At 68.9% G+C, this 14255-nt stretch carries 12 protein-coding genes and 1 tRNA gene; 9 read left to right on the forward strand and 4 right to left on the reverse strand.

Going from position 1 to position 14255, the window contains the following annotated elements; translation table 11 throughout:
• Positions 1-34: 34 nt before the first annotated feature.
• Both RS901_RS10225 and RS901_RS10230 read left to right on the forward strand, forming a co-directional pair.
• Positions 35-373, forward strand: coding sequence for a hypothetical protein (locus RS901_RS10225; RefSeq protein ID WP_316148659.1), 339 nt, complete (start codon positions 35-37; stop codon positions 371-373).
• A gap of 172 nt (positions 374-545) precedes the next feature.
• A complete protein-coding gene (locus RS901_RS10230; RefSeq protein ID WP_316148660.1) occupies positions 546-1583 on the forward strand; it encodes a Fe(3+) ABC transporter substrate-binding protein in 1038 nt (345 codons plus the stop codon).
• A 33-nt stretch (positions 1584-1616) separates the two neighbouring features.
• On the opposite strand, the gene RS901_RS10235 is transcribed toward RS901_RS10230, so the two are convergent.
• Positions 1617-2288 (reverse strand): hypothetical protein, encoded by a 672-nt coding sequence (locus tag RS901_RS10235; protein ID WP_316148661.1) that lies wholly within the window; start codon positions 2286-2288, stop codon positions 1617-1619.
• Positions 2289-2396: 108 nt separating this feature from the next.
• Positions 2397-4040: an iron ABC transporter permease gene (locus RS901_RS10240; RefSeq protein ID WP_316148662.1), complete on the reverse strand. Its 1644-nt coding sequence runs from the start codon at positions 4038-4040 to the stop codon at positions 2397-2399.
• Positions 4041-4161: 121 nt separating this feature from the next.
• Between RS901_RS10240 and RS901_RS10245 the strand changes: the two genes are divergently transcribed.
• The 6 genes from RS901_RS10245 (at position 4162) to RS901_RS10270 (ending at position 10569) form a co-directional block, all read left to right on the forward strand.
• Complete coding sequence (locus RS901_RS10245) at positions 4162-5295, forward strand: ABC transporter ATP-binding protein (protein ID WP_316148663.1); 1134 nt, start codon at positions 4162-4164, stop codon at positions 5293-5295.
• Between the two features lie 69 nt (positions 5296-5364).
• Positions 5365-6732 (forward strand): replication-associated recombination protein A, encoded by a 1368-nt coding sequence (locus RS901_RS10250; protein WP_316148664.1) that lies wholly within the window; start codon positions 5365-5367, stop codon positions 6730-6732.
• Positions 6733-6856: 124 nt separating this feature from the next.
• Positions 6857-8161, forward strand: a complete 1305-nt coding sequence (serS, locus tag RS901_RS10255) for a serine--tRNA ligase (protein ID WP_316148665.1) — start codon at positions 6857-6859, stop codon at positions 8159-8161.
• A gap of 90 nt (positions 8162-8251) precedes the next feature.
• Positions 8252-8341, forward strand: a tRNA-Ser gene (locus RS901_RS10260).
• Positions 8342-8516: 175 nt separating this feature from the next.
• Positions 8517-9446 carry a DUF1653 domain-containing protein gene (locus tag RS901_RS10265; protein WP_316148666.1) on the forward strand — a complete coding sequence of 310 codons (930 nt, stop codon included), beginning with the start codon at positions 8517-8519 and terminating at the stop codon, positions 9444-9446.
• Positions 9439-10569 carry a phosphatase PAP2 family protein gene (locus RS901_RS10270; RefSeq protein ID WP_316148667.1) on the forward strand — a complete coding sequence of 377 codons (1131 nt, stop codon included), beginning with the start codon at positions 9439-9441 and terminating at the stop codon, positions 10567-10569. The genes RS901_RS10265 and RS901_RS10270 overlap by 8 nt, the downstream gene beginning before the upstream one ends.
• Here the strand turns inward: RS901_RS10270 and RS901_RS10275 are convergent.
• Both RS901_RS10275 and RS901_RS10280 read right to left on the reverse strand, forming a co-directional pair.
• Positions 10451-11770, reverse strand: a complete 1320-nt coding sequence (locus tag RS901_RS10275) for a hemolysin family protein (protein WP_316148668.1) — start codon at positions 11768-11770, stop codon at positions 10451-10453. The two genes, RS901_RS10270 and RS901_RS10275, sit on opposite strands and share 119 nt — an antisense overlap.
• Before the next feature lie 71 nt (positions 11771-11841).
• Positions 11842-12822 (reverse strand): LysR substrate-binding domain-containing protein, encoded by a 981-nt coding sequence (locus RS901_RS10280; protein WP_316148669.1) that lies wholly within the window; start codon positions 12820-12822, stop codon positions 11842-11844.
• A gap of 126 nt (positions 12823-12948) precedes the next feature.
• Between RS901_RS10280 and RS901_RS10285 the strand changes: the two genes are divergently transcribed.
• Complete coding sequence (locus tag RS901_RS10285; protein ID WP_316153456.1) at positions 12949-14232, forward strand: D-amino acid dehydrogenase; 1284 nt, start codon at positions 12949-12951, stop codon at positions 14230-14232.
• The last annotated feature ends 23 nt before the right edge of the window (positions 14233-14255 follow it).

Here is a 14255-nt window from a genome sequence, read left to right on the forward strand (position 1 = left end):
TCCTCATACTCGCCATACCCATCAGGAGAACGACATGATTGCGATGCGAACCATCCGCCGTTGGACGCGCCAGGCCGCCACACTGGCGGCGGGCGGGGCCCTGCTGGCGGCTTGCGCGGCGCAGCCGCCGGCGCCCGCGCCGACCGGCCCGCAAGGCGCGCGTGGCACGCCCGAGGGCTGTGCCGCCGACAAGCTGGCCGACGATGCCCTCGTCGGCAAGACCGAGGCCGAGGTCATCGGCCTGCTGCAGGGCTGCGCGTGGCGCCTGGGCGAGCGCGACGGCCAGCAGTTCCCCGGCACCATGGACTACAACCCGCAGCGCCGCACCCTGGGCGTCAAGGCCGGCAAGGTAGTCTGGGTGCGCCGAGGGTGAGGCCGGGCGCGCATCCTGCTGGCATTGTCCTGTCAACGGCCGTCAACATGACGGAATTGTAATTTGACGGCCTGAACAAGAATCAATATTGTTTCCCGTTGACCGGAATCCAATAACCGGGCGGCCCCGGGGTCCCCGGCGGCTGCCCAAACCATGCTGGGGAGCCATCCGCGTGAAGACCACTATCCGAACCTTACTGCCGCGCGCTGCGGCGCTGGCCCTGCTGACCCTGCCGCTCGCCGCGGCGGCGCAAGAAAAGGTGCTCAACCTCTACACCGCGCGGCACTACCAGACGGACGAAGCGCTGTACGCCAACTTCACCAAGCAGACCGGCATCAAGATCAACCGCATCGAAGGCCAGGAAGACCCGCTGCTGGAGCGCATCCGCAATGAAGGCGCCAACAGCCCGGCGGACGTGTTCATCACGGTGGATATCGGCCGCCTGTGGCGCGCCCAGCAGGCTGGCGTGTTTGCGCCGGTAAAGTCGAAGGTGCTGGAATCGCGCATCCCGGCCAACTACCGGGACGCCAATGGCGAATGGTTCGGCTTCTCGGCGCGCGGCCGCGTGATCGCCTACAACAAGACCGCAGTCAAGGCCGGCGATATCGCCAGCTATGAAGACCTGGCCGATCCCAAGTGGAAGGGCAAGGTCTGCACGCGTTCCAGCGGCCATGTCTACAACCTGTCGCTGGTTTCCAGCCTGATCGCCCATGATGGCGAGGCACGCACCGAGCAATGGGCGCGCGGCGTGGCCGCCAACCTGGCGCGCGTGCCCAAGGGCGGCGACACCGACCAGCTCAAGGCGGTTGCCGCTGGCGAGTGCGATGTGGCCATCGCCAACACCTACTACATCGCGCGCCTGCTGAAGTCGACCAAGCCGGAAGACAAGGCCGTGGCCGACAAGCTGGGCGTGCTGTGGCCGAACCAGTCGAGCCAGGGCGTGCACATGAATGTCTCGGGCGGCGGCATGCTCAAGCATGCGCCCAACAAGGAAGCGGCGGTCAAGTTCCTGGAGTACCTGGCCAGCGACGAAGCGCAGCGCTACTTTGCCGACGGCAATAACGAATGGCCGGTGGTGCAGGGCGTGAAGGTCAGCAACCCGGCGCTGGAAGCGCTGGGCACGTTCAAGTCCGACACCATCAACGTGGCCGAACTGGGCAAGTACCAGCCGCAGGCACAGAAGCTGGTGGACCGCGCCGGCTTCAAGTAAGCCGCCACGGCCTTTGCAGCAGGGCGGTTCCTGCTACAGCAGGAACCGCTTGTTCCCCGTCACCTGCGTGGGCTCCAGCTTGCGGAACGTCAGCTTCACGCTGCTGTTGAGCCGCCGCCCCGCCTGGCGCCGCACCAGTGCCCGGTGCAGCAGGCCCTTGTGGCCGACCGTGCCTTCGGCATAGGTCTGGTCCGGCGTCCCGCCCAGCGTCATCGCGGCCAGTGCCTGGTTGCGCTGCGCCGCACTCTTTTCCAGCAGCTTGTCCAATGCCATGCGTGCGCGCACCTGCGCCGCCAGCGCTGTGTCGCCGGGATTGGCGCGGGCGCGCTCGGCGTCCCACGGCAGCTGCACCTTGCCGGCAAGGCGGCGCAGCGCGGCGCGCAGTTCGGCGCCATCCATCCGGGTTTCCTGCACGATCCAGACGGCGTCATGGCGCAGCACCGCTTCAGCATCGGCCATGCGGCGCACCAGCGCGGGCTGCAGTTCGGGCGACGAGAACTGCCGCGCGCGGCGGATCGCGTTGAGCGCGATGCGGCGCACCTGCGGGTTGGCATGATCGAACAGGTCAGCGATGACGCGTGCGGCCGTGTCGGCCGAATCGACCATCTCCGCCAGTTGCCCGGCCAGCGAGACTTCTTCCACGCCGCTCAGCTTGTTGCGGCTGAGCCGGTTCAACTTGAACAGCAGGATGTGATATCGCAGCATAGGTTCTTGCGCGGCAGGCATGCCGCTGTTCGCTCCCGGGCGAACGCCGGGCCATAAAAGGCTATCGGCGCGCGGCAGCGCGACTTTAGGGCAAGAAGCGTGGCGGGCTCAGCACTGTGCTTCGCGCCGGATCGTGCGCGACAGCACGATCACCGGCAGCAGGCCCACGGCGACGATCACCAGCGAGGCGGTGGCGGCCTCGGCCAGGCGCTCGTCGGCGGCGAGGTTGTAGGCCTGCACGGCCAGCGTATCGAAGTTGAACGGGCGCATCACGAAGGTGGCCGGCAGCTCCTTCATCACGTCGACAAAGACGATCAGTGCCGCGGTCAGCAGGCTGCCGCGCAGCATCGGGAAATGCACGCGCCGCAGCGTGGCGCCGGGGCCGTGGCCCAGGCTGCGCGCGGCGGCGTCCATGCTGGGCGTGATCTTGCCCAGCCCGGCATTGACGGTCTGCAGCGCCACGCCCAGGAAGCGCACCAGCAACGCATAGACCAGCGCGGCGATGCCGCCGGTCAGCAGCAGCCCGGCCGAGAGCCCGAACTGCTGCTGCAGCCAGGCCGACAGCGCGTTGTCGAGTCGCGCCACCGGCACCAGCACGCCCACGGCAATGACCGAGCCCGGCAGCGCATAACCCATGCCGCACAGCCGCGTCAGGCCGCGCATCAGCCAGCTGCGCTTGCCGTTGGCCGCGCGCGCGGCGTAGCCCACCGCCAGCGCGACCGCCACCGCGGCCAGCGCGGTGGCACTGGCCAGCAGGAAGCTGTTGCGCACCAGCCCGACAAAGCGCGGGCCGAACTGCGCATCGCCGTCGGTGAAGGCCATGCGGCACAGCATCAGCGCGGGAACCAGGAAGCCCAGCAGCACCGGCACCATGCAAACGGCCAGCGCCAGCCAGCCGCGCGCGCCGTCCAGCGCCCAGGCCGCGGCGCGGCGCTGGTTGCCGTAGACCTGGGCGCGGCCGCGGCTGGCGCGCTCCATCAGCAGGATGGCGGCGACGAACAGCAGCATGCATGCCGACAGCTGCGCCGCGGCGTTCTTGTCGCCAAGCGAAAACCAGGCGCGGAAGATGCCGGTGGAGAAAGTCGGGATGGCAAAGTAGGCGACGGTGCCGAAGTCGGCCAGCGTTTCCATCATCGCCAGCGCGGTGCCGGCAACGATGCCGGGGCGCGCCAGCGGCAGCACCACGCGCCAGAGCCGGCTCCAGGTGCCGTGGCCGAGCAGGCGCGCGGCCTCCAGCGTGTTCTGGGTCTGCTGCAGGAAGGCGGCGCGCGCGGTCAGGTAGACGTAGGGGTACAGCACCAGCGAGAACAGCGCGATGGCTCCGCCCAGCGAGCGGATATCGGGGAACCAGTACTCGCGCGCCTTCCAGCCGGTCAGCTCGCGCAGCCAGCCCTGCACCGGCCCGGCAAACTGCAGCGCATCGGTGTAGGCATAGGCGATGACGTAGGCGGGCATCGCCATCGGCAGGACCAGCGCCCATTCCATCACGGAGTGGCCCGGGAAACGGTAGGTCGATACCAGCCAGGCGGTGGTCACCCCCAGCAGCAATACCCCCACGGCGACGCCGCACAGCAGCCAGACGGTATTGAGCACGTATTCCGCCAGCACCGTGTCGATCAGGTGGCGCCAGGTGTCGCCGGCGGGCAGCAGCACGGCCGAGGCGATTACCAGCACCGGCACGGCGATCAGCAGCGCCATTGCCAGGGTGGCCAGGGTCAGGGGATGGAAGCGGCGGCGGCTGGACAGGAGCATGCGTCGGAAAGTGGGCGGAAGCGCCGCGCACAGCGTGCGGGCTGCCGCATTTTAGCAATGTGGGGCACCCTTTCACCCCGAAAGGCGGTCCCGGCCCCGGCTGCGTCCCTATAATGCGCACATGCGAACCGATTCCTATTCACGCTTGCCCGGCGCCCAGGCCCGCAGCCGGCCGGTGACCCGCGCAGGCGCTGCTGACGTCACTGGCGCTGGCGCCGCTGTCATCGAGGTCGACCATATCCGTCACGCCTTCGGCCGCCATGCGGTGGTCAAGGGACTGTCGTTCTCGGTGGCGCGCGGCAATATCGCCTGCCTGCTGGGTCCCAGCGGCTGCGGCAAGACCACGGTGCTGCGCGCCATCGCCGGTTTCGAGCCGCTGCAGGATGGCCGCATCGTGCTGGACGGGCAGGTCGTGTCGTCGTCCGGGGCGATGCTGGCGCCGGAGCAGCGCCGCATCGGCATGGTGTTCCAGGACTATGCGCTGTTCCCGCACCTGGACGTGGCGACCAATGTGGGTTTCGGCCTAGTGCGGGCCAGCCGCGCCGGACGCGCGGCGCGCGTGGACGAGGTGCTGCAGCTGGTCGGCCTGGCCGGTGCGGGCCACAAGTATCCGCATGAGCTGTCCGGCGGCCAGCAGCAGCGCGTGGCGCTGGCCCGCGCGCTGGCACCGCGCCCGGAACTGCTGCTGCTCGACGAGCCGTTCTCCAACCTCGACGTCGACCTGCGCGAACGCCTGAGCCTGGAGGTGCGCGCAATCCTGAAGGCGCAGGGCGCCACCGCGATCCTGGTCACGCACGACCAGCACGAGGCCTTTGCCATGGCCGACGAGATCGGCGTCATGCACGACGGGGTGATCGAGCAGTGGGGCAGCGCGCACAACCTGTACCACCGGCCGACATCGCGCTTTGTCGCGGGCTTTATCGGGCAGGGCGTGCTGATGGCGGGGCGGCTGCGCGGGCCTGCGGAGATTGAACTGGAACTGGGCCTGCTGCGCCCCGCGGCGCCGCTGGCGTTGCCCGCGGGCGCCGCCGTCGACGTGCTGGTGCGCCCCGACGACATCATCCACGACGACGCCAGCCCGATGCGCGCCGAGGTGGTCCACAAGGCCTTCCGCGGCGCCGAGATCCTGTACACGCTGCGCCTGGCCAGCGGCGGCCGCGTGCTGGCGCTGGTGCCGTCCCACCACAACCATGCCGTGGGCGAGCGCATCGGCATCCGTGTCGAGATCGAGGATGTGGTGGCATTTGCCGCCTAGCCTGCCACGCAGGGGCAGGGCGCCGATGGTCTACACTGTGGCGTTCTGCATTCACAAGGCTTGAATACCGTGGCGGACACGCTGTTTTCCGATACTCCCGACCGTTCCCGGCAACCGCTGGCCGAGCGCCTGCGCCCGCGCACCATCGACGAGGTGATCGGGCAACAGCACCTGCTGGGTGCGGGCAAGCCGCTGCGCGTGGCGTTCGAGTCCGGCGAGCCGCATTCGATGATCCTGTGGGGCCCGCCGGGCGTAGGCAAGACCACGCTGGCGCGGCTCATGGCCAGTGCCTTCGACGCCGAGTTCATCGCGCTGTCGGCGGTGCTGTCGGGGGTCAAGGACATCCGCGAGGCGGTCGAGCGCGCCGAGCAGTTCCGCGCGCACGGGCGGCGCACGCTGGTGTTCGTCGACGAAGTCCACCGCTTCAACAAGAGCCAGCAGGATGCCTTCCTGCCGCATGTGGAAAGCGGGCTCTTCACCTTTATCGGCGCCACCACCGAGAACCCCTCGTTCGAGGTCAACGGCGCCTTGCTGTCGCGCGCGGCGGTCTATGTGCTCAAGAGCCTGGACGATGCCGAGCTGACGCAGTTGGCGCTGCGCGCCAGCGAAGAACTCGGCGGACAGGCGGGCGGCCTGAGCTGGCAGGACGAAGCGCTGCAACTGATCGTGGCCTCGGCCGATGGCGACGGGCGCAAGCTGCTGAACAATATCGAGATCGTGGCGCGCGCCGCGCGCACCGCCGGCGCCGCGCAGATCGATACCGCGCTTCTGGGCAGCGCGCTGTCAGAAAACCTGCGCCGCTTCGACAAGGGCGGCGACGCCTTCTACGACCAGATCAGCGCGCTGCACAAGTCTGTGCGCGGCTCGGACCCCGACGCGGCGCTGTACTGGTTCTGCCGCATGATCGACGGCGGCGCCGACCCGCGCTACCTGGCGCGGCGCATCGTGCGCATGGCGTGGGAGGATATCGGCCTGGCCGATCCCCGTGCCGCCCGCATCACGCTGGACGCGGCCGAGACCTATGAGCGCCTGGGGTCGCCCGAGGGCGAACTGGCGCTGGGCCAGGCCCTGATCTACCTGGCCGTGGCGCCCAAGTCCAACGCTGGCTACAACGCCTACAACGCGGCGCGCGCCTTCGTCGGCAAGGACAAGTCGCGCGCGGTGCCGGTGCACCTGCGCAACGCGCCGACCAAGTTGATGAAGGAGCTTGGCCACGGCCACGCCTACCGCTACGCGCACGACGAGCCCGAGGCCTACGCCGCCGGCGAGCACTACTTCCCGGACGACCTGAAGGCCCAGGGCTGGTACCAGCCGGTGCCGCGCGGGCTGGAGGGCAAGATCGCCGAGAAGCTGCGCCACCTGCGCGAGCTGGATGCCGCCTGGCATCGCGAGCAGCGCGTGGCCAAGGCAAAGGACGGCGGCAAGGGCGGGGAGTGAGCGGTGGCGTGAGCCGGCAACACGGCGGCGGCCTGGCCTCGCCCGGTTCGCGCCGGACGGGGCCGGTGCAGTAAAATGGCGGGTCCGCCGGCATGTCGCTGGCCCAGCACTTCACCTTAGCAACATGCTCGACATCCAGCTGTTCCGCAAAGACATCGACGCCGTGGCGCAACGCCTTGCCACGCGCGGCTACCAACTCGACGTTGCGGCGTTCCAGGCACTTGAGGCCGAACGCAAGCAACTGCAGACCCAGACCGAGGAACTGCAGGCCCGCCGCAACAGCCTGTCCAAGCAGATCGGCATGCTCAAGGGCAAGGGCGAGGACGCCTCGGCCGTGATGGCGGAAGTGGGCGGCATCGGCGACACGCTCAAGGCCTCGGCCGCGCGGCTGGACGAGATCCAGGCGCACCTGGCTGAACTGATGCTGGCTATCCCCAACCTGCCGCATGAAAGCGTGCCGGTGGGCAATGACGAAACCCAGAACGTCGAAGTGCGCCGCGTGGGCGAGCCGCGCCAGTTCGATTTCGCCGTGCGCGACCACGTCGACGTGGGCGAGAAGCTCGGCCTGGATTTCGACACCGCGGTCAAGGTCACCGGTTCGCGCTTCTCGATGCTGCGCGGCGGCCTGGCGCGCATGAACCGCGCGCTGGTGCAGCTGATGCTCGACACCCATACGCAGGAACACGGCTACACCGAGATGTACGTGCCGTACATGGTCAATGCCGCGTCGATGCGGGGCACCGGCCAGTTGCCCAAGTTCGAGGAAGACCTGTTCAAGGTGCCGCGCAAGGTCGGCAGCGAGGAAGGCGAGCGCATCGAGAACTTCTACCTGATCCCGACCGCCGAGGTGCCGCTGACCAATATCGTGCGCGACGCCATCGTCGCCGGCGAGAAGCTGCCGCTGCGCTTTGTCGCGCATACGCCGTGCTTCCGCTCGGAAGCCGGCTCGTACGGCAAGGACACGCGCGGCATGATCCGCCAGCACCAGTTCGACAAGGTCGAGCTGGTGCAGGTGGTGCCGGCCGGGCAGTCGTTCGATGCGCTGGAGCAACTGACCGGCCACGCCGAGGCGATCCTGAAGAAGCTGGATCTGCCGTTCCGCACCATCGTGCTGTGCACCGGCGACATGGGCTTCGGCAGCACCAAGACCTATGACCTGGAAGTGTGGATCCCCGCGCAGAACACCTACCGCGAGATCAGCTCGTGCTCGAACATGGGCGACTTCCAGGCGCGCCGCATGCAGGCGCGCATGCGCACGGGGCAGGGCAAGCCGGAGCTGGTGCACACCCTCAATGGCTCCGGCCTGGCCGTGGGCCGCACGCTGGTGGCGATCCTTGAGAACTACCAGAACGCAGACGGCTCGGTCACGGTGCCGGCCGCGCTGCAGCCGTACATGGGCGGCATCACCCTCCTGAAGCCGGAGCTGTAAAGCGAGCTGAAAAAATCCGCTGCCAGCCTCTTGCATCGGCTGGCTGGACATGGCTATAATCTCGGTTTCGCCACACGGCAACAAGTTACCGGAGAGGTGGCAGAGTGGTCGAATGTACCTGACTCGAAATCAGGCGTACCGGCGACGGTACCGTGGGTTCGAATCCCACCCTCTCCGCCAAAACAAGAAGCTGCCCGGCTCGACCACCGGACAGGCAAAAACAGTGTAGTAAAACTCAGGCCGACGCCCACGAAAGTGCGCGTCGGTTTTGTTTTTTCCGCGGCCGGTTTTTCATGCGGCGGGCATGGGCCGCCGCACTGACCTGCGTACCGGACGCGCTGCCGGGTGCACTATCATGGCGATCCGCAACGCAGGATGCCGCACCATGACACAGCCACCCGCCAGCCAACCCCCAGCACCGGTCTTCCACGGCGATCCAGCCGAACTGCCGGCCGACCCCAACCTGGTCGCCGGCATGCCGTACCTGCATTACAAGGGCGGCGCCTACACGGCGGTCGGCATCGGCCGCCTCGAGGCCGATCTCGCGCCGGTGGTGGTCTATCGCGCGATGCGCGATCCCTCATTGCTGTGGGTGCGCCGTGCCGATGTGTTCAGCGAACCGGTGGCCACGCCGCAGGGCGAGGTGCCGCGCTTTGCGCCCGCCTGGCCCGCGGCGCTGGCTTGCCTGGACTTCCTGCCGCGCCAGGCGGTGCTCGATGTGCTGGCGCTGCACGACACGCCGTACCGGTACTACCACGACCGCCGCCATATCCTGGAGATGTTCGAGACCGCCCACGCGCGCGGCATTGCGCTGGACCGCGCGCAGGCGCTGGCGGTGCTGTGCCACGACGCGGTCTATGTGGCGGGGTGCGAGCACAACGAGGCGGCGTCGGCGGCGCTGATCGAAACAGTGGCGCCCGGCGAGGACCGCGCGGTGCTGGACCGTGCCGCGCAGATCGTGCTCGATACGCGCGGCCATGGCCCGAGCATTGCCGGCGCCGAGACCGTGCTCGATCTCGACCTGCTCAGGCTGGCCGCGACGCCGGAAAGATTCGATGCCCATAGCCTGGAGGTGTTCGCCGAGAACCGCGCCTTACTGGCCGCGCGCACCGGTCTGCAGGGGGAGGCGCTGGAGACGGAATTCATGCGCCGCCGCGCGGCGTTCCTGGGCAAGCTGGCGCAGCGCCCGCAACTTTTCCTGAGCGAAGCTTTTGCCGACTGCGAGGCGCCGGCTCGCGCCAATATCGCCCGCATCGTCGGCGCGGCGGGCGCGTCCCGTGATTGACGTGCCGGCACGCGCGGGCGCCTTCGCCGAGGCCTGGCTCACGCCGGGCACGGCGCTGGGGCTGCTGGCGCTGTTCACGCTGGTGACGGTGCTGCTGCTGAGCCTGGTGCCGCTGCTGGTCGTGCTGTTGCGGCCGGTGGTGCGCTGGCTGGACCGGTGGCGCGTGAGGGGGGGCGGCGCACTGTCCGCGCGCGTGGCCGCACAGCCGCGCCGGCTGACCACGCTCACGCTGCGCGTGCTCGAGCGCGACATGGCCGAGCTGCTGGTGGTGCTGCTGGCCGGCGCCGTGCTGCTGGCCTGCGGCAGCGCCCTGTTCTGGCTGGCCGGTGAGGTCGCCGAAAGCGGGGGCGTGGTGCGCATCGACCAGATCGTGTTTGCGTGGCTGCGCGCCTTGCGCACCGACTGGCTCGATATCGCGATGGTGGCCGTGACCGAACTGGGCGGCGCGCGCATTTCCGTGGCGGTGGGCGTGGCGGTGTTCGCGTGGCTGTGCTGGCGGCGCGCCTGGACGGTGGCGCTGTACTGGGCCGCCGCGCTGCTGGGTGCGCGCGCCTGCGTGATGGCGCTCAAGCTGGGCATGGCGCGCGTGCGCCCGGCCAGCATCTACAGCGGCCTGGAATCGTATTCCTTCCCGAGCGGCCACGCCACCAGCAGCATGGTCACCTATGGCTTCCTGGCCTTCCTGATGTGCCTGCGCCAGCCGTGGCGCGTGCGCGTCCCGGTGCTGGCGCTGACCGTGGTGGCGGTGGCGGCGATCGGGGTGTCGCGGCTGTACCTGGGCATGCACTGGCTGTCGGATGTCGCCGCAGGCTATGCGCTGGGGCTGGCATGGATCGCGCTGCTCGGTACGGCTTACCGCACGCTGCATGTGCCGGCGCCGAGGGAGTCGGTGGCGCCATGGCGGCTGGGCGTGGTGGCCGCGGCAGCGGTGGTGGTGGCGTTCAGCTATGTGGCATGGTTCCGGCTGCCGGAGACGCTGGAGCGCTACCGGCAGGCCGGCGATCCTAAGCCAGCGGCGCTGGCGCTTCAGTCTCCGGCGCTTGCGGCAGGCGCGACACCAGCAGCTGGTCGATCTTGTGATGGTCGATGTCCAGCACTTCGAAGCGATAGCCAGCCACGGTGATCGACTCGGACTTCTTCGGGATGCGCTTGAGCGCGTAGATCACCAGCCCGGCCGCGGTGTCGACATAGTCTTCTCCGGGCAGGGTGTCGAGATCGAGCGCCTTCTTCAGGTCCACCAGCGGCGTGAGGCCGTCGACCAGCCAGGAGCTGTCGTCGCGCCGCACGATCTGCTCGTCCTCGCTGGAATACAGGATGTTTCCCATCAGCGCGCCGACGATATCGTCCAGCGTGACGATGCCTACCACCAGCCCGTACTCGTTCATCACCACGGCAAAGTTCTGGTGCATCTCACGGAAGCGCGTGAGTGCCTCGGACAGGGTCAGGGTGTCGGGGATCACCAGCACGTTCTTGTCGTGGTGGCGGCCGATATTGCCGATTGCGGCGGCGCTTTCATCGGCCAGCAGCAGTTGCAGGATGTCCTTGGAATCGATATAGCCCTGCACGTCGTCGAGGTCGTGCCCGCACACGGGGTATTGCGCGTGCGGCTGGCTGACCAGCTTGCGGCGCACGCTGTCGGCGGCTTCGTCGAGACTCAGGTAGACCACGTCGTCGCGCGGCGTCATGATCGCGGTAATGCTTTTGAACTCGAGCTCGAACACGTTCTCGATCAGGTGGAGCTCGTGCTTGTGCAGCACGCCCGCCTCGGCACCGGCATCGACCATCGCGGCGATGTCCTCGGTGGTGATCTGGTCGACCGGCTTGGTCGGCAGGCGCAGCAGCCGCAGCGTGGCATCGGCGGCGGCGTTGAAGATCCACACCAGCGGCTTGAGCACGCGCAGCAGCGTCAGCATCGGGTCGATCACCGCCACCGCGCACCGCTCGGGGAAGGTCATGGCGATGCGCTTGGGGATCAGGTCGGCAAACTGGATGAACAGCAGCGTCACGATCAGGAACGAGCCGATATTGGCCGCGCGCTGGGCGTGGACCACCTGCATATAGGGCGACAGCGTCTCCAGCAGCAGGTCCGACACATGCTTCTCGCCGAGGATACCGGCCAGGATGGCCACGCTGTTGACCCCGATCTGCACGATCGTGAAGAAATTCCCGGGCTCTTCCTTGAGCCGCAGCACGCGCGTGGCGCGGCCGTCGCCGCGCTCCGACAGGACTTGCAGCTTGGTGCGGCGGGCGGCGGTCAGCGCGATCTCGGAGACCGAGAAAAAGGCGCTGACAAGGACAAGGGCGATCAGGATCAGGACGAACATAGGCGGTTTGGCGCATGCAGCTTGTGCCTGCAGGCGGCTTGATGATGGTGCACGGCGCGCGCGGCTGTCAATCAGGCATCAGGCAGACCTCGATCGCGGCTCCGGGGCGCGGCGTCAAAGCTGGCGGCCGGGGCTTCCAGCCGCTGCGGCAGCGTCGCGGCCAGTTCCCCGGCGGCCAGCGCAAACTGCGCGCGCAGGTCGTCGGCCAGGCTGGAGCCGGCGCGGTGGCTGGCGCGCAGCATCTGGATCTCGAACGGCAGCACCGGCGCCACGTCATGCAGCGCGACCCGCTCCGGGCTGGCGCTGAGCGCGGTGTACTGGTCCAGCAGGGTCACGCCCAGCCCGGCATCGACCAGGGCCAGCGCCAGCGAATAGGTCTGCACTTCCAGCGTCGAGCGCGGCTCCAGCGCGTGCCGGGCCAGGGTCTGGCGCACCAGCAGCCCGAGCGAGCTGTTGTCGTCATAGCCGATGAAAGCGCGCTCCATCAGCCGCTGCATCGGCACCACCTGGCGGCGCCCGCCGGCAGGCAGCGGCTGGCCGCGCGGCACTGCCAGCAGCATGCGGCCGCTGGCCACGGGCTCGCTGGAGATGGCCTCGTGGCCCGGCGGCGCAAAGGCAAAGCCCAGGTCGATCTGGTTGGCGAGCAGCGCCCCGACGATCTCGTCGGTATGGTGGGTCAGCACCTGCACCTGCGTGTCCGGGTGGCGCGCGCAGAAGCGCCGCACCGCCGGCACCAGCAGCGGGTTGGCCAGGCTGGGGGTGGCGGCCACGCGCAGCCGCCCGGCGCCCTTGTGGCGCAGGCTTTCCGAGACCCGGCGCACGCGCTCGATCTCGCCATATAGCCTTTCGACATCGCCATAGAGCGCATTGGCCTCGGGCGTGGCCTGCAGCCGGCCGCGCACCCGTTCGAACAGGCGGAAGCCGAGCGAGGCCTCGGCATGCTGCAGCACGCGCGTGACCACCGGCTGGGACACGTGCAGCAGGCGCGCGGCCTCGCTGACGGTGCCGGTCAGCATCACGGCGCGGAAGACTTCAATCTGGCGCAAGCGCATGGCAATCCGGGAAGCGGGCAGGCATCCATAGCCTGATGACATATTCTGGCACGTATTCGCATTGGGCAATCCGCGCCGCCTGCGCTACGCTTTGCCGGATCGGGATGAAGCAATCAAGGGATGGCAATGCAGGTAGTGATCGTGGGCGCCGGCGTGGTCGGCATGACGACGGCATGGCGCCTGGCCGAGGACGGCCACCAGGTGACGGTGCTGGAGCGCCACGACGGGCCGGCCGAAGAGACCAGCTTTGCCAATGGCGGGCAGCTCAGCTACAGCTATGTGGCGCCGCTGGCCGGGCCGGGCGTGATGTCCAAGGTGCCGGGCTGGCTGCTGCGGCGCGATTCGCCGATGCGCTTCCGGCCCGCTGCCGACCCGGCGCAGTGGCGCTGGCTGGCAGCCTTCATGGGCGCCTGCAATGCCGCCACCAGCGAAGCCACCACGCGCAAGCTGCTGCGGCTGGGGTTCTATTCACGCGACCTGATGCAGGCCTTCGTGGCCCGGCACCAGCATGATGATGTGGGCGCCGGCTTCGATTTTGCGCGGCGCGGCAAACTGGTTGTGCACCGCGATGCGGCGGCGTTCGGAGCGGCCTGCCGGCTGCTGGACTACCAGGCCAGCCTGGGTTGCGAGCAGCAGGCGCTGGACCGCGATGCCTGCGTGGCGCTGGAGCCCGCGCTGGCCGGCATCCGCAACGAGATTGCCGGCGCCATCTACACGCCGAGCGAGGAAGTGGGCGACTGCCACCGCTTCTGCCTGTCGCTGGCACGGTTGCTGCAAGACGGGGCGCACGCCGGCGTGTCGATGCGCTTCGGCACCGTCGTGCAAGAGCTGGTGCAGCAGGGCGGGCGCGTGACCGGCGTGCGTACCGCCAGCGGCGTGGTGCCGGCCGACGTGGTGATCGTGGCTGGCGGCATCGGCAGCGTGCCGCTGCTGCGGCCGCTGGGCGTGCGGCCGATGCTGTGGCCGCTCAAGGGCTACAGCATCACGGTGCCGCTGGCCAGCAGCGCGCACGCGCCGCATATCAGCGTGACGGACTTTGCCAACAAGATCGTCTACGCGCGCATCGGCAATACCCTGCGGGTGGCGGGCATGGCCGACCTGGTGCGCGGCGGCACCCGCATCGACCCGGAGCGGGTCGGCACGCTGGTGGCACAGACACGCGCGCTGTTCGAGGGCATCATGCCCGAGCTGCCGCTGGCGCAACTGCAGCCGTGGGCCGGGCTGCGCCCGGCCACACCGGACGGCCTGCCGCTGGTGGGGCCGTCGCGGGTGTCCGGCCTGTGGCTGAACCTGGGTCACGGCGCGCTCGGTTTTACGCTGGCGATGGGCAGCGCCGGCCTGCTGGCCGACCGGCTGGCAGGGCGCCGTCCGGCCATCGAAGCAGAGGATTTTGATGCTGCGCGCGCATAGCGCCGCAGGCAAGTGTTGGTTCA

The organism is Cupriavidus sp. BIC8F (assembly GCF_032465815.1).
Lineage (GTDB): Bacteria > Pseudomonadota > Gammaproteobacteria > Burkholderiales > Burkholderiaceae > Cupriavidus > Cupriavidus necator.

Bases quoted from the DNA above. Each gene is read 5' to 3' on its own strand.
- RS901_RS10225 (WP_316148659.1), top strand. From the start codon at position 35: ATGATTGCGATGCGAACCATCCGCCGTTGGACGCGCCAGGCCGCCACA.
- RS901_RS10235 (WP_316148661.1), bottom strand. From the start codon at position 2,288: ATGCTGCGATATCACATCCTGCTGTTCAAGTTGAACCGGCTCAGCCGC.
- RS901_RS10240 (WP_316148662.1), bottom strand. From the start codon at position 4,040: ATGCTCCTGTCCAGCCGCCGCCGCTTCCATCCCCTGACCCTGGCCACC.
- RS901_RS10245 (WP_316148663.1), top strand. From the start codon at position 4,162: ATGCGAACCGATTCCTATTCACGCTTGCCCGGCGCCCAGGCCCGCAGC.
- serS (WP_316148665.1), top strand. From the start codon at position 6,857: ATGCTCGACATCCAGCTGTTCCGCAAAGACATCGACGCCGTGGCGCAA.
- RS901_RS10265 (WP_316148666.1), top strand. From the start codon at position 8,517: ATGGCGATCCGCAACGCAGGATGCCGCACCATGACACAGCCACCCGCC.
- RS901_RS10275 (WP_316148668.1), bottom strand. From the start codon at position 11,770: ATGTTCGTCCTGATCCTGATCGCCCTTGTCCTTGTCAGCGCCTTTTTC.
- RS901_RS10280 (WP_316148669.1), bottom strand. From the start codon at position 12,822: ATGCGCTTGCGCCAGATTGAAGTCTTCCGCGCCGTGATGCTGACCGGC.
- RS901_RS10285 (WP_316153456.1), top strand. From the start codon at position 12,949: ATGCAGGTAGTGATCGTGGGCGCCGGCGTGGTCGGCATGACGACGGCA.